This is a genomic window from Pseudomonas sp. PAMC 25886 (assembly GCF_000242655.1).
Classification (GTDB): Bacteria; Pseudomonadota; Gammaproteobacteria; order Pseudomonadales; family Pseudomonadaceae; genus Aquipseudomonas.
The window spans coordinates 490635-516732 of the sequence record NZ_AHHC01000050.1 but is presented as its reverse complement, the minus strand read 5'-3'; the positions used below and the strand labels follow the sequence as shown (position 1 = coordinate 516732).

Sequence of the window (26098 nt, the reverse complement as noted above, 5' to 3'; positions counted from 1 at the left end):
CCCAAGAGGCTAACCATCAGCGTCTACAGATACCAGCGATATTCCCGCGCATGAATCTCCTGCTGGAACGCCAAATGGTCCTGGCGTTTGTTTTCGCAATACACGTCGACAAACTCCGCGCCCAGGCCTTCTCGCAGCGTTGGCTGATGCTGCATGGCGCGCACGGCTTCGAGCATTTCCAGGGGGAAATCCGCGCCGCTGTTGCGGTCGTCGTTCAGCGGTGCGATAGGTTCTTTGGCCGCTTCAAGGCCATGCTCAAGCCCCACCAGAATCGCCGCCAACACCAGATACGGGTTGGCATCGGCACTCGCCAGGCGGTGTTCGATACGCAGGTTGCGCGGGTCCGATTCGGGGATTCGCACGCACGCGTCGCGATCCTCAAAGCCCCAGCACGCGCGGGTCGCCGCGTTCACCGTGCCGCCCAGGCGGCGGAAGGCGTTGTGGTTGGGCGAGAAAATCGGCATGCAATGGGGCAGCAGCTCCAGGCAGCCGGCCACCGCGTGACGCAACGGTTGCTGCTGGTGGGCCGCCAGCAGGTTGTTGCCCGCCGCGTCGTACAGGCTGACGTGCACATGCATGCCGCTGCCGGGGTGTTGCAGGTAAGGCTTGGCCATGAAGCTGGCGCGGTAACCGTGCTTTAGGGCCACGCCGCGCGTGCTGCGGCAGAACAGGGCGGCCCAGTCGGCGGCACGCAGGCCGTCCTCCAGGTGACCGAAATTGATTTCGAACTGGCCGGGGCCCAGCTCGGCAGTGATCACCGTGATGTCGATGCCCTGGGCCTTGGCGGTCTCGACCATGTCATCCAGCACCGGCGCGAAGCGCGACAGGCGCTCGATGTGCAGGTTGGGCTGGTCATCGGCGTCATCGCTCAGCGGGTCGCGGGCAAATTGCGGCAGGCCGTCGCTGAGCTTTTTGTCGAACAGGTAGAACTCCAGCTCAAACGCCACCACCGGGTGAATGCCTTTGCGCTGCAGGCGTTCCAGCACCTGGGCCAGCACTTCACGGGGTTCGAATTCAATCGGCGCTTCGGTGCCGTCGGAGGTGATCAGCATCTGCCCCAGGGGCTGCGCTTCCCAGCTCACCGGCTTGAGGGTGCCGGGCACCAGGCGGCGGTTGGCGTCCGGGTCACCGTCGTGAAAGCAGTAGTCGCCGATCTTGAACAGGCCGCCCTGGGCACCCAGCAACACGGCGTTTTGCGGCAGCTTCAAGGGGCTGCCGGCGGCGACCTTTTCCAGCATGTCCACCGGGTAGCGCTTGCCGTAGAAGTGCCCGGGAATGTCCAGGGCAATCAGGTCGACATAGCGCACATCGGGGTGGTTCTGGCGAAAGGTCCGGACTTCGGCCAGCAGCGTGGAGGAATGGCTTTTCACGGGTGTTGCTCCTAGTTGTAGACCCACAGCACGCGGGCCGGCAGGTCGGTCAGGTTGCCGTAGCGGCAGTGGGCAAAACTGGCCAGGTGGAAGCTGTCGCCGGGGCCCAGGGTGACGGAGTCAGCCTCGCCCTCGACCCACAGCGTCAACTCGCCCTCCAGCACGTAGCCGGCCTGTTCGGCGCGGTCACTCATGGTCTGTTCGCCACTGTTGGCACCGGGGGCCAGCAGGCTGTCGAGGATCGAGAACGCGCCGTGCATGGTGGGCGACACCAGGATGTCGGTGATGCCATTGGCGTAATACACCGTGCGCCGCTCATTGGGGCGTGTGACCCAGTCCACCGCCTTGGGTTTGGACAGGCTGTAGAAATAGGTGGTGGGCACACCGAGGGCGTGGCTGATGGCAGTCAAGTCGGCCACGGTGGGGCGCGACAGGCCGCGTTCAACCTGGGACAGGAAACCCACGGAGCGCTCGATCTTTTGCGCGAGTTGCGCCAGGGTAAGCTTCTTGTGCTTGCGCAGGTCGTGGATCAGGATCGCCAGGGCGTCGAGTTCTTCTTGCTTGTCCATGGGTGGTTCGTGAAATTCTTATCAAGAAATTTCATGAAAAATTACAGGATTAATTTCATGGAGGCAATGGGTATGGAGTTGTCGGAGCATTTACGCAGCCTTGAACAAGAGCTGCATCAATGCACCACCCGTGCGGATGCCGCGCGGTTGTCGGTGTTGCTGGCGGATGATTTCGTGGAATTTGGTGCCAGCGGCAATGTGTGGGGCAGCAAGGCCGAGGTGATCGAGGGGCTACAGGATGATGTGTTTTCAGCCCGTAGCATCGGTGACTTTGCGTTGAAGATACTGGCCGAAGGCGTGGCGCTGGTGACCTATCGTTGCCAACGGGCGGCGACGGAGGCCAATGCGGCAGGGGAGTCGTTGCGCAGTTCGGTGTGGCGCGAGAGCGGCGGGCAGTGGCAGATGGTGTTTCATCAGGGCACGCCGACGCGTCAGCGTGCACCTGTGTAGGCGTCGGCGAGTTCAGACCGTACGCTTGACCTCAAACCCCGACAGGCTCGCATCGTCACGATGCCCCAGCAGTTCAGCCACTACCGACGTCGGCGACTTGTGCTTGTAGGTGTTGTAGTTGTTGACCGAGTCGTGGAACAACTGGCGGGTGAACGCGACACGGCTTTCCAGGCCGGCGATTTCCGCGCCGGGTGACGGGGCGCTTTGAGCCGCCGCCAATTGTTGCTCGGCGTCCTTGAATTGGCCGAAGGCTTTTTTGCAACGATCGAGCAGCGCCACCAGTTCCCGGTAGGTGCCGAACACGTACAGCGCGAGCAAGGTGACAACGGTCACGAAAATGATGATGACGTGGGTACCAGTCATTGGACGTCCTGGGCAGCTGGAAAAAAGAACCAATCTTATCTGATTAATCGTCGGCCCGGTCGCTGGCTGTCCATCCATCTGCCGCTTCCATCACTGCGCTGAATGATTCCCCGCGGCTGCGGTCGGAATCTTTACGCGTCATTCATTGAAGGAAGTGCCCATGAAGTCCAAGTCCCTTGTTGCCTGCCTGCTGGTTGCCGCGAGCCTGTGCGCCGCGAGCTTCACCGTCCAGGCCGCTGATACCCCGCAAAAAACCGTGCAGCCTTCAAACATCAATACCCGCGACCTCAAGACCGGCGACCGCGCGCCGGACATCCTGATGCGCAAGGAATCCGCCATCGCCGACTGGAAAAAACATGGCCTGAAGCAGCCGGAAGAAGACAGCCAGTGGGCCCGTGTGAACGACAAGTACGTGTTGCTCAAAACCACCAATGGCACGATTCTCGACATCACGCCCGTTAAAAAATGACCCCGGCAGCGGGATGAGCGATCCCGAGCTCATCCCGCTGCATTTGATTTTTGCATAAATGCATAAATCAGCATTTTTTGCCTGTTGTTTTGCGTTAAGGTAGATCCGCTTGCGGGCTGCAATGGCCCCTTTACCTTGATCAGAATGAGAGCAGGATGCTTGCCACAATAAGAAATTACCCGCGTACCGTGAACCTGCTGTTGTCGGCCACGTTGATCCTCACCCTGGCCAAGGCCATCACGTTTCCGTACCTGGTCATCTACCTCACCAACCACTTTGCCCTGGACATCAGCCAGGTCGGCCTGGTGATCGGCAGCTCGCTGATCGTCGGTTCGCTGCTCAGTGTGTACGGCGGCTTCCTGGTAGATCGCATCAACAGTTATCGGCTGTTGCTCAGCCTGAGCGTGGTGTTTGCGCTGGGGTTTGTCGGCACGGTGCTGGCCCGGGAAATCTGGTCGTTCTACAGCTGCCTGATCCTGATCAACCTGGCCTATGCGGTGATCGACATCGCGATCAAGTCCGGGTTTGCCAGCCTGCTGCCGGAAGATGAGCGCAGCGAAGCGTTTTCCATCAAGTACACCCTGACCAATATCGGTTACGCCGTAGGCCCGTTTTTTGGCGCGATGGTGGCCAAGCTCGATATCAGCTTGCCGTTTATTCTCTCGGCCGCTCTGGGCCTCGGGTTTTTCCTGCTGTATTGGCGCTGGGGCGACCGCACCCTGGCCACCGTCGACACCACGCAAAAGCCGGTGTCGTTCCTCGCCGTGGGCCGCGTATTGCTGCGGGATCACCGGCTGGTGTGCTTCACCATCGGCGGCTTGCTCAGTGCCGTGGTGTTCGGCCAGTTCACCGCGTACCTCTCGCAGTACCTGGTGACCACCACCACCGCCGAGTACACCTACACCATCATCAGCGCGGTCCTGACCACCAACGCCGTGTTGGTGATCGCCCTGCAATACGCGATTGGCCGACGCATTTCCCACCGCTACCTGAGCCAGTGGCTGATCTTCGGCCTGGGCATGTTCATGCTGGGGGTGATTGGCTTTGCCCTGGCGAGCAACGTGTGGTGGTGGATCCTGGCGATGGCGATTTTCACCGTGGGCGAAATTGTGGTGTTTCCCGCCGAATACATGTTTATCGACCGCATCGCCCCGGACCACCTGCGCGGCATGTATTACGGCGCGCAAAACCTCTCCAACCTCGGCGCTGCCCTGGGGCCGGTGCTGTGCGGGCTGGTGCTGGCCAGCCTGCCGGCCCACTACATGTTCTACATGTTGGCAGCGTTCATTGTCGGGGGAGGGGTGTTCTATTTTATCGGGGCGTCGTTGAAGGCGCGTTCAGTGTAGAAGCGAGCAAGCTCGCTCCTACAATGGGCGCAGTGGCAGATCATCCAGAGTGACTTTGCCGACCGTGTTGCTCTGCAGTTCGTAGCGCAACTCGTCGACCATTTTTTCCACTTCCTGCGGGGTCTGCAGCTTGTTGACGCTGATCCCGGTGACCACCAGGTCTACCCGGCCACTTTCGGCATCGAAGACCTTGAGGGTCAACGAGGCGTCACGGCACAGGGTGAACTCGCAGGTCAGGGGCGACAGGGCCTCTTCGATGCAGTTGCGCAGTTGGGAGAGCGTAAACATTTGGGCTCTCCTCAGCGACGACGCAGCAACAGGCCCAGCAGCAGGCCGACACCGGCGACAATCGCAACCGTCGCCAGGGGTTTTTGCTTGGCAAAGTCGCCGACGGTGTCCAGCGCGTCACCGTAGGTTTGCTGCAATTGGCCAGCGGCCTGACGGGCCACACCTTCGGCCTGGAGCTGTTCGTCACCGGTCAGATCACCCAAAAAACCTTGAGCCTTGCCGGCCACTTTCTCGACGGCACCTTTGACTTGTTCGCTTTTCATGATGGATTCCTTAAAGGGCATGACATCTCAACAGCACAGGACCCAAAGCCCTGTGCCCACCCTTCAAGGTTAAGCAGTGCACCCCCGTGCAATAAGGCGAATTTGCACCGGTCACACTAGTGCATTTGCACTCTATTTCGGTTTTTTAACCCGCAATTCGCCAGCAAACAGCCCGCGCTCACGGGCCCAGACGATGGCTGCACTACGGCTGTGCACCCCCAGTTTTGAGTACACCGTGGCCACATGGTTACGCACGGTGTTGGGCGCCAGTTTCAGGCGCGAGGCGATCTCCTTGTCGGCCAGGCCTTCGCAAATCAGGCCCAGTACATCGCGCTCCCGGGCGGTGAGGTCGGTAAAGGAAATGTTCGGCACGTTGGGGCTGTTGACGCTCTTGGCGTTGGCCAGTTTTTCAATCAGCGTCTGGCTGAACCACGAGGCGTCCTGCATCACTTCCTCGATCGCCGCCACCAGTTCCAGCTCGGAGCGTTTGCGCTCGGTGATGTTCATCAGCACCAGCAGGTAGCAGGGTACGTCCTGAATGCTGACCGTGTCGGCAGACAGCACGCAGTCGATCACCTCGTTGCCTTTCTTGCGGATCTTCAGGTCGAGGCCGTCGAGGTTGCCGGCCTTCTCCAGGGTGGTGAACAGTTGCGTACTCGCCTGGGGGCTGTCGATAAAGTCGATGTCTTCGATGGATTTACCGATCAGTTCTTCACTGATATAGCCGGTGATGTTCATGAAGGCTTCGTTGATGTCCACCACCTGCCGGTTGGCCGCGTTGCACACCAGGGTCGGCACGGGCGTCAGCCGGAATGACTTGGCAAAGCGTTCCTCACTCTGGCGCAGGGCAGTTTCGGCCTTGCGGCGGGGCTCAAGGTCGGTGAAGGAAAACAGCATGCAGTCTTCCTCGTTCATGTCCAGCGGCTGGCCGGCCACGATCACCAGTTTGCTGCCGCCTTCGGGCAGTTTCAGTTCGGCTTGCATCTGCGGGATGGTCGAACCTTCGCCCAGGCGCTTGACGGCAAGGTCCTTGTTTTCGGCCTGCTCCAACACGTCCAGTTCGTACACCGAACGGCCGATTACCTGGTCACGGCTGTAGCCGGTCATCTCCAGAAAGCCCTGGTTGACCTTGATATAGCGCAGGTCGCTCAAGCGGCAGATCACTGCCGGGGCCGGGTTGGCATTGAAGGTTTTTTCGAAGCGTTGTTCGGCGCTGGCCCATTCGGTGGCGTCGCTCAGGATCAGCACCAGCAACTCCGGCTCGCCGGATGCGTCGGTGAGTACCAGGCTGCGCAGGCGGTGCACCCAGGTTTTTTCCTCGTCGCCGGTGGGGGTGACTTCCACCACCACGTCGCTGAATTCTTCACCGTCCGCCACCCGGCTCAGCGGGTAGTTCTCCAGCACCAGCGGGTGGTTGTTGCGATAACGCAAAGCAAAGCGGGCGGCGTATTCCTGGGTATTGGCACCCAGCTCTTCAACTTTCTCCACGCCGTGCATCAGCAGCGCGGCTTCGTTGGCCCACAGGATGGTTTGGTCGACCTCGGCAAGAATCACTCCATCGGACAAGCCGGAGATGATCTGCTGCAGTTGGCGGCGGTTGGTTTCTTTGGCGAGGACGGCCTGGCTCATGGTTTCTCCAATATTGAGGGCACCTGCGCCCCCTGTAGGAGCTGGCTTGCCAGCGAAAAGCTCAACAGCAACGCGGACCTCCAGGATGTGCGCGTCATCGTTTACGACCATCGCTGGCAAGCCAGCTCCTACAGGGGAGCGGTTTCAGGCGCATAGGGAGTACGACACCTGGGGCTCAGGATAGTGCAGAGAAAGTACCCGGCGCGGGGTGCGAATGCACCAGTGCGCCTAGTGCAATTGTGCCGAGACCGCAGGGGAGGGCCTCGCCAAACTGAGCGCCTACTCACTGTTCAAAGGATCGATCATGACCACTGTCTATGAAACCAACCGTTCGCTGTTTCGTGTCTCCTGGGGCTCGGTATTGGCCGGTAGTGCAATTGCCCTGGTGACCTACCTGGTGCTGAGCGTGCTGGGCACCGCGATTGGCGCGAGTGCGGTGAACCCGATGGCAGCCGGTAACCCGCTGAGCGGTTTTGGTACCGGTGCCGGGATCTGGCTGTTTGTGTCTACCTTGCTGGCGATCGGCGCCGGTGCATTTGTAGCCGGGCGTACTGCGCCGGATCGCGGCGGCCTGCACGGCGTGCTGAGCTGGACCATCACCACCTTGTTGACCACCTGGCTGCTGGCAGCGCTGGCCACCAGCGTGGTGGGTGCTGCGGGGAATGTCGTGGGCAAAGGCCTGTCGGCGGCCGGTAGCGGTATCGCCGCAGTGGCGCCGGGCATCAGCGACAGCGTCAAGCAGCAGCTGGATGAGCAAGGTATCAAGCTGGACTGGAACAGCCTGCAAGGCCAGCTCGACACGCTGCTCAAGCAGAGCGGCAAGCCTGAGCTGGATCCGGCCAACGTTGAGCAAAAAGCCGACCAGGCAAGCGCCGACGGCAAGCAATCGGCCAACGATGCCGCGACAAACCCCACCCAGGCCGGTGATGAACTGAAGCAATGGTTCGAACGGGTCAAGGCGTCCGGCGAGCCCGCGTTGAACGCAGCGGACAAGCAGGCGCTGGTCAACATCGTCGCCGCCCGTACCGGCAAGAGCCAGGCTGAAGCCACCCAGATCGTCGACAACTATGCCCAGGCTTATCAGCAGGCCATGCAGAAGGTTGAAGAACTGAAGCAACAGGCTGAACAGAAAGCCCGTGAAGCCGGCGAAGTGGCCGCCAAGCAACTGTCCCATGCGGCGTGGGGCACCTTGTTGATGTTGCTGCTGGGTGCGGCATTGAGCTTCGGCGTAGGTCGCCTGGCGATTTCCACCCGTCGTGTGCCGTTGGCCTGATCATGACTTGAGGTGCTTTATGGGGTGAGGGAGCAAGCTCCCTCATCCCAATGCTTGGCTGGCACCAAACATGCTAGTGTCAGCACTCCAACACCCACCGGCAGTGCATGGCGATGCGCGAAATCTACAGCGTCTTCAACTCCAACGGCGCCTATGAAACCGGGGCTCACGCCCATGACGAATTCATGCTGATGGTGCCCGAGCACGGCCTGTTGCGCTTCAAGGACGAGGACAGCGGACGCACCACCTCGGTGATCGACCGCCAGTTCGTCCTGGTGCCGCCGCAATGCAGCCATTCCTCCTCGTCACTCACCACCCGCCAGGGCCACGTAGCGTTCTACGTCGACCCCGACTACATGCACTACGCCTTGCGTGACCTCTCCGGTGACGCCAATCGGCTGCTCCGTGTGCCCACCCTGGGCATCTGGCAAACCTCTGCACCGTTGCACCATCTGCTCCTGGCGAAAAAAGCCTTCAGCCAACCCGACCTGTACGTCGACCGCCGCCGGCAAGTTGCCCAGGCCGATCACTTGCTGCTGCTCGAATGCCTGGCGATTTCCCTCAGCCAGCCGAGCCTGCAACGCTCCTCCACCGAGCGCCACGGCGCCATGCTGGTGCGTGACGTGAAGGCCTACGTGGAGGGCAATCTCGAACATGCGCCGGGGCTGGATGAGATCGCCGAAACGTTCCACATGTCCCGCCGTCACTTGACCCGGCTGTTCGCGCTGCACACCGGCGAGACGGTGCTGGCGTACGTCCAGCGCCTGCGCCTGGAGCGGGCCCAGACCCTGTTGCGGCACACGCGCATGTCGGTGCTGGAGATCGCCAATAACGTCGGCTATGAATCACCTTCCCATCTGGCCCATGTGTTCCGCCGGGTGCTGGGTGTTTCGCCGGATGAGTGGCGCCGAGGCTGATACCGCTTCAACTTTTTTGATGTCCCGATCCCGCGCATGATCCGGCCCGATCCCGTGCGCCACAAATTTGTCATCCGTTCATCCTCACTCCGTCAACAACAAACAAGTCCGGCCTACCGGACGAGGAGGGGCGGTGAGTGCAAAACCCTTTATCAGCTTCGCTGGGGTGCAGAAAAGCTTCAAAGTCGAGGGCCGCCAGTTTGTGGCCGTGCGCAATGTGACACTCCAGGTTCAACGGGGTGAAATCATCACCCTGGTGGGCCCTTCGGGCTGCGGCAAGTCCACCTTGCTCAACATGACCGCCGGGCTCTTTGGCCCCACTGAAGGCCAGGTGCATTACGACGGCGCCGAGGTCAAAGGCGTCAACACCCGGGTCGGCTACATGACCCAGGCCGACCACCTGCTGCCGTGGCGCACCGTGGCCGGCAACATCGCCGTGCCGTTGCAAATCCGCCGCATGCCCAAGGCCCAGATCGACAGTCGTGTCGAGGAACTGATGGCGTTGGTGGGCCTCACCGGTTTCGGCGAAAGCTACCCCAACCAGCTTTCCGGAGGCATGCGCAAACGCGCGGCCATGGCGCGCTTGATGGCCAGCGATCCGGAAACCCTGTTGATGGACGAACCCTTCGGCGCCCTTGATGCGCAGATGCGTTTGACCCTGCAAACCGAACTCTTGCGCCTGTGCCGCAAGCTGAACAAGACCGTGCTGTTCGTCACCCACGACGTCGACGAAGCCATCGCGCTGGCCGACCGTTGTGTGGTGTTCGCCGGCCGCCCCGGCACCATCGACCATGTGCTCGATATTCCCCTGGCCGGCGAACGCAACCTCGTGCAATTGCGCTCCGACCCACGCTACGTGGAACTCTGCGCCGCCCTCTGGAAACGCCTGGCGCCGGATGTGGCCGGTGCGGCGGATCCTTCCTCATTGGCCCACTCGCTGGAGGTCGTATGATCCAGGTCTATCGCTTGCTGTTCCTGGTGTTCCTGCTGGTGTTCTGGGAATGCGTGTCGCGCTGGTTCGGTGTGGAATTCTTCATCAGCCGGCCTTCGGCGGTGGCGCAAAGCTTGTGGAAAATCCTCATGAACGGGGTGTTTTTCTACCACGCCGGCATCACCACGCTGGAAGCGGTGCTGGGCTTCTTCTTCGGCTCCCTCGCTGGCTTGATCGCCGGTCTGGTATTGGGCCGCGCCAAGCTCTTGGCCGACATCCTCGACCCGTTTCTGACCGCGTTCTACAGCTTGCCGAAAGTCGCGCTGGCGCCGCTGTTCATCCTCTGGTTCGGCATCGGTTTGCCGATGAAAGTCATCCTCACCGCCGCTGTGGTGTTCTTTCTGGTGTTCCTCAACACCTACAGCGGTGTGCGCAACGTCTCCCGCGAGCAACTGACCATCCTGCGCCTGATGGGCGCCAAGGAGCGCGACCTGCTGACCATGGTGGTGATCCCGTCGGCCTTCACCTGGGTGTTCACCGGCCTGCGCTTGTCGGTGCCCTACGCGCTGATCGGCGCGCTGGTGGGCGAGATCATCGCCGCCAACCGTGGCCTGGGTTACCTGCTCTCGGATGCTGCCTCGCAGTTCGACACCGCCGGTGTGTTTGCCGCGCTGGTGGGGATCATCGCCCTGGCGCTGATCCTGAACACCGCGGTGAAGCTGGCCGAGCGCAGGTTGATGCCGTGGAAAGCCAACGAAGCGGAACGTGAAGTCGCGGTTTAACCCCCAAAATCTGTGGAGCCTGATCATGTTGAAACCACTGTTCATCGCCAGCGTTTTACTCGCGTCATGTATGCCCACCGCACAGGCCCAGGACCTGACCAAAGTCACCCTGGCGTTCCCCAGCGAAGGCTTCCTCTACGTGCCGATCTACGTCGCGCAGAAGCAAGGTTACTTCGCCGATGAAGGCCTGAACGTCGACGTCATCGTGTTCCAGAAAGGCGGCTCGGCAGCACTCACCGCCGTGCTGGGGCGTGATGCCGATGCGTACGTCGGCCTGCCCGCCGTCGCGGTGCGTGCCCGTACCAAGGGCCAGGACGTCCAGGCGTTTGCCGCCGTGCAAACCCAGTTCGGCAGCACCGTGGTGATCGACGGCGCTTCGGCGCAAAAGGCCGGTGTGTCGGCCACTTCATCCCTGGAGGCCCGCGCCCAGGCGCTCAAGGGCTTGAAGATCGGCGTCACCGGCCCCGGCAGCACCACCGACATGCTGGTGCGCTACCTGGCCAAGGACGCGGGCCTCAACCCGGACAAAGACTTCACCATCATGCCCATCGGTGGCGCGCCGAACATGCTCGCGGCGTTTTCCCAAGGCAGCATCAACGGCTTCTCGTTGTCGCCACCCACCATCACCACCGCTGAAAAACAGGGCGGCTTTGTGCTGATGGACCTGGCCAAGGGCGAATACAAACCCCTGGACGGCTTCCTCTTCACCGCGATGATTGCCCGCGAAGACTGGCTGGCCAACAACAAGGCCACCGCCGAGAAAATGGTCCGCGCCCTGTGGCGTGCCGAGCACCTGATCGCCAGCGACCCGGACAAGGCTCGCGAATCGGTACGCCCGTATTTCGCCAACACCGACGCCGCCATCTTCAATGCCGCCTGGACCGCCTCGTTGCCGTCCTACCCGGCGACGCCACGGATCGAGAAAGACGGTGTTGAGAAAAACATCCGCTTCATGAACGCGGTGGAGAGCGACCCGGTAAAACTCGACCCGCAGCAGGTCTACACCAACTCCATCGTCGACGCCGTGGCGCCGACTGTTTCCACCCTTCAGGGAGAGGCGAAATGACGCCCGAAGTTCACCTGGTCAATGTTTTTCCCGCCACTGCCCGTGGCGGCAACCCCGCGCCAACCGTGGCCGTGGCCGATGGCATGAGCGATGCCGACATGCAGCAAGTCGCCCGCGACTACGGCCATGAATGCGGCTTTGTATTTGCCCCGCCGGCCGGCAGCGAATTTGATTTTGCCTTGCGCTTCTGGGTGCCCAACCACGAGATGGAAATGTGCGGGCACGCCACCGTGGGAGCGGTGTGGCTGCTGGATCAATTGGGCATGCTGCACAAGGATCGCCTGACGTTATCGACACTGAGCGGTCGGGTGGATGCGCGGATCACCGCTGCGGGCACCCCGGATATCCAGGTGGAAATCAGCCAGCCCAAGGGCCAGGTCGAGGCGTTGAACGACGCCGAAGTCGAGGCCGAGATTCTGTCGGTGCTCGGCATCACCTCCAACGAACTGGCACCGCTGCCGATCCAGAACGCCTGCACCAGCCGGGTGAAAACCCTGATCGCGCTGAAAAGCGTAGCGGTACTGGACAGCCTGAAACCGGACTACCGGCGAATGCAGCAACTGTGCGAGCGCCTTGGTTCCACCGGTTTGTACCCGTACGCGCCCTCGGACCTGGAAGGGCGACAGTTCGATGCGCGGCAATTTCCCAAGTCCTCGGGCTACCCGGAAGACGCCGCCACCGGCATCGCCGCAGCGGCGTTGGCGTTTGGTTTGCTGCACAACGGCCTGGTGACGGCAGATGAACGCCCGGTGCATATCCGCCAGGGGCGGGCCATGGGCCGGCCTTCGAAAATCTCCCTGCGGTTTCGCCGGGATGAGGCGGGGCAAGTCGCAGGCTGCTGGCTGGGCGGGCATGTGGAATTTGTCGAGGAACCGGCATGAGCGTGCGCGAAAAACTGAAAGCGCTCGGCCTGGAGCTGCCTGAGGCACCGAGCCCCAAGGGCGACTACGTGCCGGTGACGATTCATGGCGGCGTGGCGTATGTCAGCGGGCAGGTTTGTCGACAGGGTGACCACGTGATCACCGGGCCGGTGACGGACCAGACGCTGCCTTCGTTGGTTAACGAAGCGGGGCAGACGTGCGTGCTGCGGGCGTTGAGCGTGCTGGACCAGGCGGTAGGGCTGGAGAACGTTGAGCGCATCCTGTTTGTACGCGGGTTTGTGTTGGGCGGGGAAGGTTTCCAGGGGTTCTCCAGGGTGGTCGACGGCGCGTCGCAGCTGTTGATCGAGCTGTTTGGCGAACGCGGCCGGCACGCGCGCTCGGCGGTGGGCGTGGCGGGACTGCCCGGCAACGGTCTGCTTGAACTGGAACTGACGGCAGTCGTTACCTGATAACCACCCGACCCAATGTGGCGAGGGAGCTTGCTCCCGTTGGGCTGCGCAGCAGCCCCAAAACCGGTGAACGCAACGCCCCAGGCATACCGCGCCCACCGGATGGGGAGCGCTTCGCACTCCAGCGGGAGCAAGCTCCCTCGCCACAGAAATAGACTCGCTTTGACCTCTACAGCAACCCCGACGAACGAGTAAACTGCCCGCCTTTTATCCTCACGACGAGACGGTGAGCTTTTGAACGCAGGAAAAACCGCAGGGCTGTTGCTACTTGCTGCCTTATTGGCCGGCTGCGGCACCTCGCCACCCCGCACCCCCAACGACATCTGCGGCATCTTTCGCGAAAAAGACGACTGGTACGACGCCGCCAAGGTGACCCAGGCGCGCTGGGGCGTGCCGATCCAGGTACCGTTCGCCATCATGTATCAGGAGTCCGGCTTTCGACAGGACGCCAAGACCCCGCGTAAATACCTGTTGTGGATCATCCCCTGGGGCCGTGTGTCTACTGCCTCCGGCTATGCCCAGGCCAAGGATGAAGTGTGGAGCGACTACCAGAAAAGCACCGGTCGTACTGGCGCCGGCCGACAGGACTTTGACGACGCCATCGATTTTGTCGGCTGGTACATGGACAAGACCTACACCATCAACGGCGTGTACAAATACGATGCCTACGGCCAATACCTGAACTACCACGAAGGCTGGGGCGGGTATCGTCAGCGCACCTATGCGAGCAAAGCCTGGCTGATGCCGGTGGCCGGCAAGGTGCAGGCGCGTTCGCAGATGTATGCGGCGCAATATGCGGGCTGCAAGAACGATTTGGGACGGGGTTTCTGGAGCCGGTTCTGGCATTGGCTGTGACTGCCCGGGCAGTCCGTTGCCCGGCGTAGGAGATAGAGATTAAACGGCCAGCCATCCCACCAATGGCACCACCATCAGGGTGCTCAGCGCCATTGAGATTACGTTGCCGATGTAGGGGTGGAAGTGGGGCGGCAACCGTCCTGCAATGGCGCAGGCCAGTGGCGGCGCGATCAATGCGCCGAGCAATGCACTTGATCCCATCACTTCCCAACTGCCGCCATGGGTCAGCACGGCTGCCGGTACCACCGAAACCAGCGGAACATACGTGGGATACCAGCCGCGTTTGATCCACTGATGTCGCCAGATCACCACGCCCAGTGCAGATGTCAGCGCTTGTGCGCCGATCAGATGCACTACCAGCCCAGATCCATAGGCCGGGCTCACCGGGTTCAACGCGTAAGCCAGTAATACGCCAGCCAACAAGCCCAGGCTGGCCAGTTCATTGCCGAAGAATGGCGCTTCGGAAAAGTCAGCCAATACCCTTCGCGCACTCCACACCAGGCCATAGGTCGGCGGTTTCAATGGAGCAGGCTTTTGCGGCGCGACGTAATCACTGCGCACCAGTGCCGGCACCCGACGGCACAACACAAAGGCAATCACACTGCCCACCGCCATTCCCAGTACATTGCCGATCACAGCCGGCAAGCCCAGTGGCAGGCAGAGATAATTGACGATCAGTAAACACATCGGTGTGACCAGTACGGCTCCCAGCACGGCACCGTTGAGCGTGACCTTCCAGCCACCCCCGAACATCAGCACCATGGCCGCTGGCAGCGAAACAAACGCCGCAAACGTCGGCTGCCACGTGTCAGCGGTGACGGTCCAGCCCCACAACGCATTACTCAGCAGTAAACCGAGTAATGAACTGGTTACCAGCCACGGCCACAGCCCAGTACCGTACGAGATGGCAAAGCCTTGCCAGGACTTGCCTGTACGGCTGGCCCACCACGCCAGATACGCGCCGCCCAGCAGGCCGAGTGAGGCCAGTTCATGTTTGTAGAACGCGACTTCGCTGATATCCCCTAGCACCCAGCGCAGCCAGGCGCTGGGGTGGGGAAGGCTGGTCACCATATCGGCATAACCGGGCCAGGGGTAAGCAAGGGCTATCCACAGGATCAACAAAGCACTGGCAAGCCCCAGCGCGATGACGGTGTTATCGGCCCGGGAGCGGTCTGCACGCGGCTTTTCCAAAAGGGTTTCCATGAGGCGCCCTCCGATCAGCGTGGCAGGGCGCGATGCTGGGTATACCCGAGCATCTGGTCGTAAATATCCGCACGTCGGTCCCGCTGCAAGTCGTTGAGGCTATTCCAGATAGGCGCACTGCGGGCGCTGGTGAGGTCAACGTCGGCAAACAGAATCTCCTGCCGATTCGCCGAAGCCACCGCGCCGATGGGCCAGCCATTGGTCCCGGCAATCAGCGAGCACCCCAGATACCGCGCATCGCGCTCCTCGCCGATACGGCTGGCTGCGGCGATAAACACGTTATTGACGTGGGCTGCGGTCATCGTGAGGTACGACGCCATGCACTTCCCCGCGTCGTCGAACAGCGGAGGCGGGGTCCAAACCCAGTTATTCAGGCTGCAAATAATATCGGCGCCTTGCTGACTGAGAATGCGCGGCACCTCAGGAAACCAGATGTCCCAGCAGATCAACAGTCCTATACGGCCTATGGGCGTTTCAAAGACGGGAAACCCGACATCGCCGGGAGTGAACCAGAGCTTTTCCATGTTCCACAGATGGGCCTTGCGGTACTTGCCGATAAAACCGTCCGGCCCAAGCAATACGGCGGTATTGAACAGCTGCATGCCGCAGATTTCGCTGAGGCCTGCCACCAGATACACCTGATGTTTACAGGCGAAATCCGTCCAGGCTTGCACACTCGGCCCGCCCGGAATGGCCTCAGCGTGATCAAACGCGTCCTGACGGCTGGAGAAGAAATAACCACAGTTCGAAAGCTCTGGCAGCACGATCAGATTGGCGCCGCCGCTCACCGCCTCCGTTGCCAGCTCTAGGCTAAGACGCAGGTTGCGCTCCCGGTTTTCCATCCCGACCTGGGGATCGAACTGGAGGACAGCTATGCGAACAGGGCTTGTTGGATCGCTCATTGGGGGGTGACCTCTTATTTTTATTCAGCCAGGAATAGCTGGGTGTTTATAAGAGGCGAGCTGATGTTTAAATGAAAGTCAGACGGTTCCTATAGCGGTGTAGTTTGGTTCCGTTAAGAGTTTTTGTTGTGCGTTGAATTTGATTAGTGTGAATGATCGGTTTTGTATTCTGGATAGTGCTGCATAGAAAATCCCCCGTTGAATGTGGCGCCGGTCCTGTTGCAGATGTTTATTACAGTATCTATTGCCCCTCTAAAGCAAGGCTCGGTCCAGCCAGCATCAACTGAAAAAGATTCGCCGCAGAGATAAAGTCCAGACTTGGATGAGTGATCTTTGTTGTATTTCATTAGGCCCACGGCTTCGTAGTAGGTGCCGGGTCTGTAGAGTTTTGCGCACCCTAATGAGTTTTTGTCATTCATCCAGCGCTGGACGACAGCCTGCTCGTGGCCGATATATGGGGAAATTTTCTCTCGAATGTTTGTAGAGTTGATCAGGATTCTATCCAGTTCCTCAATGCACTTTGCTACCAACTCTTTGTCGCTTAATGAAGAGAGTTTCGTGGCGTCGTCCTCCCATGTATAGCTCAGAAGTATGCAGTCATAGGTGTATTGTTCGTTGTAGCGATAGGTGTACACATCATGTATGAAGCTGTCGGTCACAATGGCTTGAGGGATTTTCGTGTTTTTTGATAGGAATGACTTTTTTAAGGGGGCGTATACTTTGCAGCTAGTCTCCCAGTGAGCGGTTTTATATGCGTTTATCGTATCGAAAGGAAGCATCTCTTGATCGAAGCCCTCAAGGGTTATCTGCGTTTCGATCAGCCACGAAGGTAAAGTGATGATGACCGAATCGAATTCAGCAGAGCAGGGTTCAGATTTTTTAGGGTTGCTTGAGTTCCAATCATAATGGACTCGTATTTTTCCGCTTTTAAGTTTTTCCAACCTTTTTACGGGAGAGTCAGTCAGTAAACCGGTCTTCCTTTCGAGACTATGTTCATAAACGGATTTTCCTGTTTCGGGAGTGCTCATAAAGAGCATGCACTCTGCCAAGGCGCCTAGGCCTTTGTAGTTGGGTTTATTAAACCTAAGCCCCCTGGAGTCGAAAACGGCTGAGCTTTTCAGGTGTGGAGAGTCGACAGCCATGCCGTCCATATTGACTCGGCCATGAATCAACTGGAGGTGACTGCTGAAACCGAAAATCGCAGTACGTAAGGGATAGAGTGAGCATATGTCATAAAATGCTCCCCAACTGCCATCACCGATTCCAATTGCGTAGAACACCGCCGACTCTTGTGTCGTCATCCCCATTCCTCCGAAGTCCCCGGGATGATCCCTGCGCCAAGACTCAATAGCTGGCATTTTCACCAGATCCCGAAACGAGATACTTTCGTACTTTTTAACTATGGCCGCCCAAAATAACTCCCATTGCTCACTTGCGTATAACTCCGCGACTTTCCGTGTTAGACGTCTGGCAAAATCTTGCCATTTTGCATACACGGCTCTTAGCGTTTCGCCAGGTGGAGGTGTTACCCCGTCTCTGTTTTTCCAGATCAGCATTGTGGGCTGACTGCTATTGTCTATGCTCCCTTCGCGTAAGTAGATACCGGTTGACTTGACCCAGGGGCTTCCGGGGTTTGGGAAGTTTGAATGAGCCAATTCAAATTCTTTGGCGTAATAGGCCATCAGAGACCTACCCTCAGTGGGCTGCTCGTCAGATCGGTTAAAGAAGGGCATACGCATCGCGCCCATTTCAAAGGGTGGACGTCCTATGTTATTGGATTGTTGTCCTCCAAGCACAGTAAGGTGCCTGCCGCCGATTCGCTTGGATTTTTCAAGCAACGTTATATTTTCAAATCCACAGCGATAAAGTTCTCGGGCGGTAGTAAGCCCTGTTATGCCAGCTCCGATAATACAGATGCTGTGATCCGAATTGGCCGAGGTGGCGATTCCGTCTTTTTGCTCTACCAGGGCCCGGTAGTCAAAACATAAGTCTGGAGGGCCAGGAAAACGTCCTCGCCATTTATTTTGAATAGATCTCTTTACTCTAGAATAACTAGTTGCGATGTCGGCTGGGTAATTAAATTCTGATCCTATGGTCATGTAAATCATCCTTGGTGTTTATGTTCGTGGGTGGTTAGGCTGCTCGCTGACTCGGCTAACGTAAATAAGCGATTGGCACTGTGTGATAGGGTCGTTTTCATCGGTTTTTGTAGGCAGTTCTAGCTGAGTACGCATTCAAGTTGGCTAAGTGCTGATTGGGTGTGGGTTAAGCCCGAAAAGTGTTTTAAACGCACGCAGAACGATATAGTTCGGCCGGTATGCAATCCTAATACCGAGCTTGCCAAGCGTGACCGGCTCTGGGAAAACGTCCGTTACACACAACGAGAAAACACCATGAGCAACGAACTGCAAATCACCGACATCCGCCTCGGCGACGGCAAAGCCGTGGTCAAAGGCGCCCTGATCACCACCCAATACACCGGCACCCTCGAAGACGGCACGGTGTTCGATTCCTCCTGGGAGCGCGGCAAGCCGTTTCAATGCGTGATCGGTACCGGGCGCGTTATCAAAGGCTGGGACCAAGGCCTGATGGGCATGAAAGTTGGCGGCATTCGCACGTTGTTTGTGCCGGCGCACCTGGCTTACGGTGAGCGGTCGATGGGCGCGCATATCACGCCCAACAGCAATCTGCGGTTTGAGATCGAGTTGCTGGAAGTACTCACACGGGATGATTGAGGAGCGATGAACATGGAGGTTGTTGAAACAGTGGAGTTGCCGCGCAGTTCGATAGCGGGCATTCGGGTGGTGGAGCTGACCCTTGAGGATGAGGCCGAGCTGCAGCGCTTTTTCGAGGCGGCGCCGGAGTATTTCCTTGCAGTGAATGGTGAACCTGCCACGCCCACTGAGGCACGGGATGAGTTGACGCTTCAGTTGCCTGATACCTGGAGCTACACGCGGATGTACTGGATTGGCTATCGCGATGCCGAAGGGCAACTGGTGGCGGTGGTGAATGTGGCGTCTGATCTGCTGGCGGTCGGGGTGTGGCATATCGGGCTGTTGTTGGTGGCCACGCCGTTGCACGGCAGCGGGTTTGCGCACCAGTTACATGCGGATTTCCAGGACTGGGTGGTGAGCCTTGGGGCGCGCTGGTTGCGGCTGACGGTGGTGGTAGGGAATGCCAAGGCCGAGCGATTTTGGCCCAGGCTTGGGTATGTTCAGGTGCGTACCCGGGATGGGATAGAGATGGGGCGGCAGGTGAATCGGGTTTCCATTCAGGTGAAGCTGCTGGAGGGAGGGCAGGTTGACGAGTACCTGTCGCTGGTCGCCCGTGATCGACCCGGGGCGATATAGACAGTCCACCCGGAATTTTCAGGTGTACACCTCCAGTGTGGGAGCTGGCTTGCCTGCGATGGCGGTGGTTCAGTGATGAATTGGCTGGCTGACACTCCGCCATCGCAGGCAAGCCAGCTCCCACATTTCATTGGTGCCATGTTCAATATCTTTGCTTGAAGACCCACCTGAACCCTCCCTGAAGAACCTCCCCAAACCCATTGGGTAAATTTTCCTACGGTTTACTCTCCTGAAATCACAGCGTAAGCTTCGCGCGTTTTCATCAATAGCGGAGACCCTCAGTGGGTACTTGTTCGAGTGACAGTCGTCGGCCGGTCTCGATAACCGGCACATACTTGGCAAGATAACGCGCATTTTTCCGATGCCGTTGTCTCGCCCAACAGCGAGAAGCGGCATCCCGGTGGCGGCCTGTCCTGGCCCGATCCCGAATTCCCTCTCATCGACACTTGACGGTACGTGATGCCTTGCATCGCGGTACTACGGACGCGCCTGTCTGCTGACCCAGACGCTGAAGGTTTCTATATCCGCAAGTTTGGCTCGTAAAGAATAGGGAAGACGCCTATGCAAGCAATCAACAACATCAACCTCAACTCGCTGGTCGACACGCTGGTCAGCCTCACTGCGGCCTTCATTCTCGGTGGGCTGATTGGTTTCGAACGCCAGTACCGCCAGCGCACGGCGGGCTTGCGCACCAACGTGCTGGTGGCGGTGGGGGCGGCGATTTTCGTCGACATGGCCAACCGCCTGGGCGGCGCCGAAGGGGCGGTGCGGGTCGTGGCCTACGTGGTCTCGGGCATCGGTTTTCTCGGTGCCGGCGTGATCATGCGGGAAGAAGGCAATGTGCGCGGGCTCAATACCGCTGCTACGCTCTGGGCCTCGGCGGCGGTGGGCGCCTGTGCCGGTGCCGACCTGATCCTGGAAGCGCTGCTGGGCACACTGTTTGTGCTGGCGGCCAATACCTTGCTGCGACCGATCGTCAATAACATCAACCGCCAGCCATTGGACGTGGTGTCGGCCGAGGTGACCAACATTCTGTACGTGGTGGCCCGGCGTACCCAGCAAAAGGCGGTATTGGCCTTGCTCGAAGCCGAACTTGCACGTTGCAACTACCCGGCCAGCGATGTGGACGTGCGTCCCTTTGGTCCTGAAGAGGTGGAAATCGAGGCGACGCTGGCCGTGACCTCGGTGGACGGTGATGAACTGGACGCCCTGGTGGCGCGTATTTCCACCTCGACCCTGGTGGTACAGGCGTTCTGGAGCCCGAGTACCACCGACTAGGCCGCTTCTGCTCCCAGGGAGCCGGCTGTTTACTATGCTTCTAGTGAGGAAAAGTCCTACATAAGCCTAGGACTATCCCTTCAGTTGTTGCGTCATTCCATTGGTAAGGTTGCGCGCTTGCGACTAGCCAGGCACGCAGGTGCCGCTACCCATGGCCAGGCGTTTTTCAAGTGAAGGGACCCGCTTTTGTTTGTAGGAATGTTCAGCTCCGTTCGTCGGAACTGGTATTTCTCACAGGTAGATAGGTCCCGTGTGATGTGTAACGGTACTGAATCCTCCCAGGGGAGCCCTATGAGCAAAGCTTTAATCGTGGATGACCATCCATTTATCCGCGCCACCGTGCGGTTTCTGTTGAAACAGGAAGGTTTCGATACGATCTACGAGGCCGGTAACGGCGCCGACGCCATGCAGATTGCCAGGGAGGAGCGCCCTGAACTGATCATCCTCGACCTGGCCATGCCGAAGTTGGGTGGCCTGGAGGTGATCAGCCGGATCAAGGCGCTGGGCCTGCCCTGCAAAATCCTGGTGCTGACGTCCTACCTTGCGGTGTTTTTTTCCACCCGTTGCATGCGCGCCGGTGCGATGGGGTTTGTCGCCAAGACCGGCGAGCTGGATGAGCTGCAAAAAGCGATCAAGGCTGTGATGTCCAACTACAGCTGCTTTCCCAGCTTGCCCACCAGCTCGGTGCGCCGGGACGATTTACAGTCCACTGAACAGGACCTGGTGGCGGAGCTTTCCGACCGCGAGTTGACCGTGCTGCAGAAGCTCGCGCTGGGGCTGGGCAACAAGGAAATCGCCGAAGACATGCTGCTCAGCCACAAGACCATCAGCACCTATAAAACCCGCCTGAAGGAGAAGCTGAGAATGTCGTCGGTGGTGCATTTATCCAAGTTCGCCCAGCGCAATCACTTGATCTGAAATGACCACACTCCGGGTCCTGTGGCTCAGTGCAAGCGTATGGCTGGGCTTGCTCTGTATACATAGCCCGGCCCTGGGTGAGCCTCGGCCCCTGTTGCTGTTGGGGCACTCTCTCCTCGAAACCCCGGCAGCCGCGCTGGATGAAGCTGACTGGCGCTGGTTACGCGAGCGCCGCCGCTTGTTGATGGGGATCTCGGGGCCCGATTACGCGCCGTTTGAGTTGAGCAGCAACGATGAGCTTGAAGGGATCACGGCGGATTACACGGCGCTGATCGGCGATGCGTTGAACGTCAGGATCGAAGTGCGTCGCTACGACAATCGCGATGCGGTCATCACTGCGCTCAAGCGCGGCGAGGTGGACTTTGTGGGGTCGGCCAACGGTTACGAAGCGGCTGACCCGCAGCTTGTGCTGTCGCGCTCCTACGCCATGGATCAACCCACCCTGGTCACCCGTTCCGGCGACAGCCAATCCCTGAGTGCAGACCTCGCCGGCAAGCGTGTGGCGATGTTCTATCACTATATGCAGCCGGATGCGGTCCAGGCGTTTTACCCCCATGCCCGGATAGAGCTGTTCCCATCGAGTTTCGAGGCCATCGGTGCCGTGGCGTTCGGCCAGGCAGATGTCTACCTGGGCGACGCCATCAGCACCAATTACCTGATCAACCGCAACCACTTGAACAACGTTCGGATGGCTGACTTCTCGTCACTGGAAGTCAACCCGTTCGGCTTCGCATTTGCCCGGGACAACACCCGCCTGCTGCGTATCGTCAATGGCGCACTGGCCGTCATTCCGGCCAGTGAGCAGATGGAAATCCTGCGGCGCTGGAGTGCCGGCAATCTAGGGGTCCTGGGGTCGGACCGGCTGCGCTTGAGTGCCAGTGAGCAGCGTTGGCTGGAGCGGCACCCGCGGATAAAGGTGGCGGTGCTCGACAAGTTCCTGCCCATTTCATTTCTCGGCAAACAGGCCGAGTTTGAAGGCCTGAGCGCCGAGGTATTGGCCCGCATCAGCTTGCGCACCGGGTTGAAATTCGACGTGGTCGCCGGCACCTCATTGCCCCAGCAGCTTGACAAGGTCAGCGCGGGCGCAGCGGACATGATTGCAGTCGTGACCCCCGGCAATGAGCACGCCGACAAGGTGCGCATTACCCGACCTTACCTGATCAACCCGTATGTACTGGTCAGTCGTACCGACGCCGGCAACCCGCTCACCCTGGAAGACATGGCCGGCAGGCGCCTGGCATTGCTGGGTGGCAATAGCCAACAGGAAAGCATCGCCCGGGACTATCCCACCATCAAGTTTGTGCCCGCCGAGAACCCCGAACAGAGCATGGCGCTGGTGGCCAACGGCAGTGCCGATGCCGCCGTCATTACGTTGATCGGTGCGCGCTACATCATCGCCCGCGAGTACCGTGACCGGTTACGGGTGACCAGCACCATCGGCTCCGAACCGGCCCGCATCGCATTTGGTGTCAACCGCAGCCAATTGGAGCTGTATTCGATCCTCGACAAGGCGCTGCTGAGCATCACGCCACAGGAAATGGATGATTTGACTGGCCACTGGCGCAGTGAAGTCGTGATTGAGGACAGCTACTGGTTGCGCCACCGTAACGCGATTATCCAGGGCTTCGGCCTGGCGGCGTTGCTGCTGCTGATCACCCTGGGCTGGGCAATTTATCTGCGCCGCCTGATACGCAAGCGGGCCCAGGCCGAGCGTGCGCTGAGTGACCAGATGCGGTTTATGAGCGCGTTGATCGATGGCACGCCCCATCCGATTTACGTGCGTGATCGCCTGGGACGGTTGATGGCATGCAACAGTGCTTATCTTGATGTGTTCGGTTTCAAGCTGGAGGACGTGGTGGGCAAAACGGTGGTCGAGACCGACACCGGCAACCGCCCTCAGGCGCAGTCGTTTCATGAGGACTACCTGCGGTTGATGGAGCGGGGCGAGCCGCAGATTCACGACCGCGTGCTCAAGGTGCCGGGTGGCACGGCCCTGACGATTTACCACTGGATGCTGCCGTACCGCGACGGTGATGAGCAGGTGGTGGGCATGATCGCCGGCTGGGTGGATGTCAGCGAGAGGCAACACCTGCTGGGCCAGCTGCAGGAGGCCAAGGAGGACGCCGACGCTGCCAACCGTGCCAAGACCACCTTCCTAGCAACCATGAGCCATGAGATACGCACGCCCATGAACGCTGTGATCGGCATGCTCGAACTGGCCTTGAAGGCCGCCGAACAGGGGCGGGCCGACCACGATGCGCTGGAGGTGGCCGCCGATGCGTCGCGGGGCATGCTGGAGTTGATCGGCGATATCCTCGATATCGCACGCATTGAGTCAGGCCACCTGTCCCTGGCCATGGAGTCGTCGAACCTGCATGAGTTACTGACGTCTGTGGCGCGGGTGTTCGATGGCCTGGCGCGGGCCAAGGGGTTGGTATTGCAGGTGGAACTCGACCCGCTGATTGATCGATATGTGCTGGTGGACCCGATGCGTTTCAAGCAGGTGGTGTCGAACCTGCTGAGCAACGCCATCAAGTTCACCCCCCAGGGCCAGGTGAAGCTGGGCGCTTCCGGCTCCTCGGCGATTGCCAACGGGTACCTGAACCTCAGGCTGTGGGTGGAAGACACCGGCATCGGCATCAGTGTCGAAGACCAGAAACGCCTGTTCAACCCGTTTATCCAGGGCAGCAACACCGCGCAATCGGCGCGCAGTGGCTCGGGCCTGGGCCTGGTCATCAGCCGCAACCTGTGCGAGATGATGGGTGGCCAGTTGCAGTTGAGCAGCCTGCTGGGGCAGGGCACGCGGGTGGACGTCACCCTGGCACTGGCGGTCGCCGACCCGGCGTTGATGCCGGCCGTCTCCATTGCCCTGGAAACCCCTCCGGCCAACGCGCTGAGCATTCTGGTGGTGGATGACTACCCCGCCAACCGCTTACTGCTGGCCCGGCAGTTGAGTTTTCTGGGGCATCGAATCACCACCGCCGAAGATGGCGTCGAGGGGCTTGAGCGCTGGTTGTCGGGGCAGTTTGACGGGGTGATTACCGACTGCAACATGCCGTTCAAGGACGGCTACGAACTGGCACGGGATATCCGCACCCTGGAGCGCGAGCGCGGTCTGGCGCCGTGCCTGCTGCTGGGGTTTACCGCTAATGCTCAACCGGAGGAGGTCGAGCGTTGCCGCCAGGCCGGCATGGACGGCTGCCTGTTCAAACCCACCGGGTTAGAGGATTTGCACGCGGCCCTGGCGTCGCGCACGGCGACGCCTTCGGTGGCCCCGGGTGAGGCGTTATCGGGTGTGGACTTGAGCCATCTGGAGAAATTGACCGGGGGCGATATCGACGCGGTCAAAGAACTGCTGGTGCCGCTGCTCGACAGCCTTGAGGCGGATCACGGGCAACTGGCGACATTACAAAAGACCGCAGACTTTGCCCGCCTGCATGACCTCGCCCATCGCACCAAGGGTGGCGCAAGGATGGTCACGGCCCAGGCCCTGATGGACTGCTGTGAGCAACTGGAGAAGGCCTGCGAGCGACAGGCCCATGACGAACTGGCCGGCGCTGTCGCCGCTGTGGACGACGCGCTGGGGCAGTTGCATCACACGCTATCGCTCTATTGCAACCCGCCCGGGGTTTAGTCCCAGTTCGGCGCGATGCCTTTGGGGCTGGTCAGGCGATGGCCGCGCTCCAGGCCTGCGATCTGCGCCATGTCGGCGTCAGTCAAGGTCAGGTCCAGCGCCTTGAGGTTGCTGGCAAGGTTGGCGCGTTTGGTCGACGATGGAATCACCGCATAGCCCAGTTGCATGGCCCAGGCCAGGGTCACTTGCGCCGGGGTGGCGTGATGACGGTCGGCGATCTGCTGGATCACCGGGTCTTTCAGCACTTCGCCGTAGGCCAGGGTCATGTAGGAGGTGATCTGGATGCCCTGGGCCTTGGCAAAATCCACCACCGTGCGGTTTTGCAGGTACGGGTGCAATTCGATCTGGTTGGTCGCGATATGCTCGGCACCGACGGCGGCAATTGCCTGCTTCATCAGGTCGACGGTGAAGTTGGAAATGCCGATCTGCCGGGTCAGGCCCTGGCGCTTGGCTTCCAGCAACTGGCCCATGAATTCGGCGACCGGCACCTGGTCTTCCGGCGATGGCCAGTGGATCAGGGTCAGGTCCAGGTAATCGGTCTGGAGTTTGCGCAGGCTTTCCTTGAGGCTGGGAATCAACTGGCCTTCGGCGAAGTTGGCGATCCAGATTTTGCTGGTGATAAACAGCTCGTCCCGTGGGATGCCGCTGTCGGCAATGGCCTGGCCGACATCGGCTTCGTTTTCGTAGATTTGCGCGGTGTCGATGACACGGTAGCCCAGCTCCAGGCCGGTGCTGACGGAGTCTATGACGACCTGGCCTTGCAGGCGGAACGTGCCGAGGCCGAATGCGGGAATGGACATGGGTGACTCCTGAAGTGATGTGAACAATGGAGTCGAGTATCGGCTCCTCGTTCCTTCAGAAAAACCGCTGAATCCGAAAAGGACTCTTTACCAAAAGTCATGAGTGGTGAAG

General features: G+C 59.9%; 26 protein-coding genes. 16 read left to right on the top strand and 10 right to left on the bottom strand.

Annotated features, from left to right (window positions below):
- Positions 1–23 precede the first annotated feature (23 nt).
- A complete protein-coding gene (locus MUM_RS0117935; protein WP_010172247.1) occupies positions 24–1370 on the bottom strand; it encodes a glutamine synthetase family protein in 1347 nt (448 codons plus the stop codon).
- 11 nt (positions 1371–1381) lie between these two features.
- Positions 1382–1939 (bottom strand): helix-turn-helix domain-containing protein, encoded by a 558-nt coding sequence (locus MUM_RS0117930; protein WP_010172245.1) that lies wholly within the window; start codon positions 1937–1939, stop codon positions 1382–1384.
- A gap of 57 nt (positions 1940–1996) precedes the next feature.
- On the opposite strand from MUM_RS0117930, the gene MUM_RS0117925 reads away from it, so the two are divergent.
- Positions 1997–2389, top strand: a complete 393-nt coding sequence (locus tag MUM_RS0117925) for a nuclear transport factor 2 family protein (RefSeq protein WP_238535545.1) — start codon at positions 1997–1999, stop codon at positions 2387–2389.
- 12 nt (positions 2390–2401) lie between these two features.
- Here the strand turns inward: MUM_RS0117925 and MUM_RS0117920 are convergent, their stop codons facing one another.
- A complete protein-coding gene (locus MUM_RS0117920; protein ID WP_010172241.1) occupies positions 2402–2752 on the bottom strand; it encodes a LemA family protein in 351 nt (116 codons plus the stop codon).
- A 160-nt stretch (positions 2753–2912) separates the two neighbouring features.
- Here MUM_RS0117920 and MUM_RS0117915 point away from each other — a divergent pair, with 160 nt between their 5' ends.
- Together MUM_RS0117915 and MUM_RS0117910 are read left to right on the top strand one after the other, a co-directional pair.
- Complete coding sequence (locus tag MUM_RS0117915; protein WP_010172240.1) at positions 2913–3221, top strand: RcnB family protein; 309 nt, start codon at positions 2913–2915, stop codon at positions 3219–3221.
- Positions 3222–3376: 155 nt separating this feature from the next.
- Positions 3377–4567 carry an MFS transporter gene (locus MUM_RS0117910; RefSeq protein ID WP_029615980.1) on the top strand — a complete coding sequence of 397 codons (1191 nt, stop codon included), beginning with the start codon at positions 3377–3379 and terminating at the stop codon, positions 4565–4567.
- Between the two features lie 18 nt (positions 4568–4585).
- Here the strand turns inward: MUM_RS0117910 and MUM_RS0117905 are convergent, their stop codons facing one another.
- The 3 genes from MUM_RS0117905 to MUM_RS0117895 form a co-directional block, all read right to left on the bottom strand.
- Positions 4586–4855, bottom strand: a complete 270-nt coding sequence (locus MUM_RS0117905; RefSeq protein ID WP_010172236.1) for a DUF1652 domain-containing protein — start codon at positions 4853–4855, stop codon at positions 4586–4588.
- An 11-nt stretch (positions 4856–4866) separates the two neighbouring features.
- Positions 4867–5118, bottom strand: a complete 252-nt coding sequence (locus MUM_RS0117900; protein WP_010172234.1) for a CsbD family protein — start codon at positions 5116–5118, stop codon at positions 4867–4869.
- Positions 5119–5250: 132 nt separating this feature from the next.
- The gene (locus MUM_RS0117895) at positions 5251–6747 is read right to left on the bottom strand and encodes a PAS domain S-box protein (protein WP_010172232.1); all 1497 of its coding nucleotides are present in this window, start codon (positions 6745–6747) and stop codon (positions 5251–5253) included.
- Positions 6748–7051: 304 nt separating this feature from the next.
- Here MUM_RS0117895 and MUM_RS0117890 point away from each other — a divergent pair, with 304 nt between their 5' ends.
- The 8 genes from MUM_RS0117890 (at position 7052) to MUM_RS0117855 (ending at position 13901) form a co-directional block, all read left to right on the top strand.
- Positions 7052–8020 carry a hypothetical protein gene (locus MUM_RS0117890; protein ID WP_010172230.1) on the top strand — a complete coding sequence of 323 codons (969 nt, stop codon included), beginning with the start codon at positions 7052–7054 and terminating at the stop codon, positions 8018–8020.
- 113 nt (positions 8021–8133) lie between these two features.
- Entirely contained in the window at positions 8134–8937 is an 804-nt protein-coding gene (locus MUM_RS0117885; RefSeq protein ID WP_010172228.1) for an AraC family transcriptional regulator, read from the top strand.
- Positions 8938–9070: 133 nt separating this feature from the next.
- On the top strand, positions 9071–9889 hold the full coding sequence (locus MUM_RS0117880; RefSeq protein WP_010172225.1) for an ABC transporter ATP-binding protein: 819 nt from the start codon (positions 9071–9073) through the stop codon (positions 9887–9889).
- Complete coding sequence (locus MUM_RS0117875; protein WP_010172223.1) at positions 9886–10650, top strand: ABC transporter permease; 765 nt, start codon at positions 9886–9888, stop codon at positions 10648–10650. The genes MUM_RS0117880 and MUM_RS0117875 overlap by 4 nt, the downstream gene beginning before the upstream one ends.
- Positions 10651–10675: 25 nt before the next feature.
- Positions 10676–11716 (top strand): ABC transporter substrate-binding protein, encoded by a 1041-nt coding sequence (locus tag MUM_RS0117870; RefSeq protein WP_010172221.1) that lies wholly within the window; start codon positions 10676–10678, stop codon positions 11714–11716.
- Positions 11713–12597 (top strand): PhzF family phenazine biosynthesis protein, encoded by an 885-nt coding sequence (locus MUM_RS0117865; protein WP_010172219.1) that lies wholly within the window; start codon positions 11713–11715, stop codon positions 12595–12597. Before MUM_RS0117870 ends, MUM_RS0117865 begins: the two co-directional genes overlap by 4 nt.
- On the top strand, positions 12594–13046 hold the full coding sequence (locus MUM_RS0117860) for a RidA family protein (protein ID WP_010172218.1): 453 nt from the start codon (positions 12594–12596) through the stop codon (positions 13044–13046). The genes MUM_RS0117865 and MUM_RS0117860 overlap by 4 nt, the downstream gene beginning before the upstream one ends.
- Before the next feature lie 234 nt (positions 13047–13280).
- Complete coding sequence (locus MUM_RS0117855) at positions 13281–13901, top strand: transglycosylase SLT domain-containing protein (RefSeq protein WP_029615979.1); 621 nt, start codon at positions 13281–13283, stop codon at positions 13899–13901.
- Positions 13902–13940: 39 nt separating this feature from the next.
- Here MUM_RS0117855 and MUM_RS0117850 read toward each other — a convergent pair whose 3' ends face one another.
- The 3 genes from MUM_RS0117850 to MUM_RS0117840 form a co-directional block, all read right to left on the bottom strand.
- Positions 13941–15104 carry a hypothetical protein gene (locus tag MUM_RS0117850; protein WP_010172213.1) on the bottom strand — a complete coding sequence of 388 codons (1164 nt, stop codon included), beginning with the start codon at positions 15102–15104 and terminating at the stop codon, positions 13941–13943.
- Positions 15105–15118: 14 nt separating this feature from the next.
- Positions 15119–16006: a nitrilase family protein gene (locus MUM_RS0117845; protein ID WP_010172211.1), complete on the bottom strand. Its 888-nt coding sequence runs from the start codon at positions 16004–16006 to the stop codon at positions 15119–15121.
- Positions 16007–16149: 143 nt separating this feature from the next.
- Positions 16150–18105, bottom strand: coding sequence for a flavin monoamine oxidase family protein (locus tag MUM_RS0117840; RefSeq protein ID WP_029615978.1), 1956 nt, complete (start codon positions 18103–18105; stop codon positions 16150–16152).
- 294 nt (positions 18106–18399) lie between these two features.
- On the opposite strand from MUM_RS0117840, the gene MUM_RS0117835 reads away from it, so the two are divergent.
- From MUM_RS0117835 to MUM_RS0117815, 5 genes are all read left to right on the top strand, one after another.
- Positions 18400–18741: an FKBP-type peptidyl-prolyl cis-trans isomerase gene (locus MUM_RS0117835; protein WP_010172207.1), complete on the top strand. Its 342-nt coding sequence runs from the start codon at positions 18400–18402 to the stop codon at positions 18739–18741.
- Between the two features lie 12 nt (positions 18742–18753).
- Positions 18754–19356 (top strand): GNAT family N-acetyltransferase, encoded by a 603-nt coding sequence (locus MUM_RS0117830; RefSeq protein ID WP_010172205.1) that lies wholly within the window; start codon positions 18754–18756, stop codon positions 19354–19356.
- A 561-nt stretch (positions 19357–19917) separates the two neighbouring features.
- Entirely contained in the window at positions 19918–20634 is a 717-nt protein-coding gene (locus MUM_RS0117825; protein ID WP_010172203.1) for an MgtC/SapB family protein, read from the top strand.
- 291 nt (positions 20635–20925) lie between these two features.
- Positions 20926–21552 carry a response regulator transcription factor gene (locus tag MUM_RS0117820; protein WP_010172201.1) on the top strand — a complete coding sequence of 209 codons (627 nt, stop codon included), beginning with the start codon at positions 20926–20928 and terminating at the stop codon, positions 21550–21552.
- 1 nt (position 21553) lies between these two features.
- Entirely contained in the window at positions 21554–25186 is a 3633-nt protein-coding gene (locus tag MUM_RS0117815) for a transporter substrate-binding domain-containing protein (protein WP_029615977.1), read from the top strand.
- Here MUM_RS0117815 and dkgB read toward each other — a convergent pair.
- A complete protein-coding gene (dkgB, locus tag MUM_RS0117810) occupies positions 25183–25986 on the bottom strand; it encodes a 2,5-didehydrogluconate reductase DkgB (protein ID WP_010172196.1) in 804 nt (267 codons plus the stop codon). The two genes, MUM_RS0117815 and dkgB, sit on opposite strands and share 4 nt — an antisense overlap.
- Between the last annotated feature and the right edge of the window lie 112 nt (positions 25987–26098).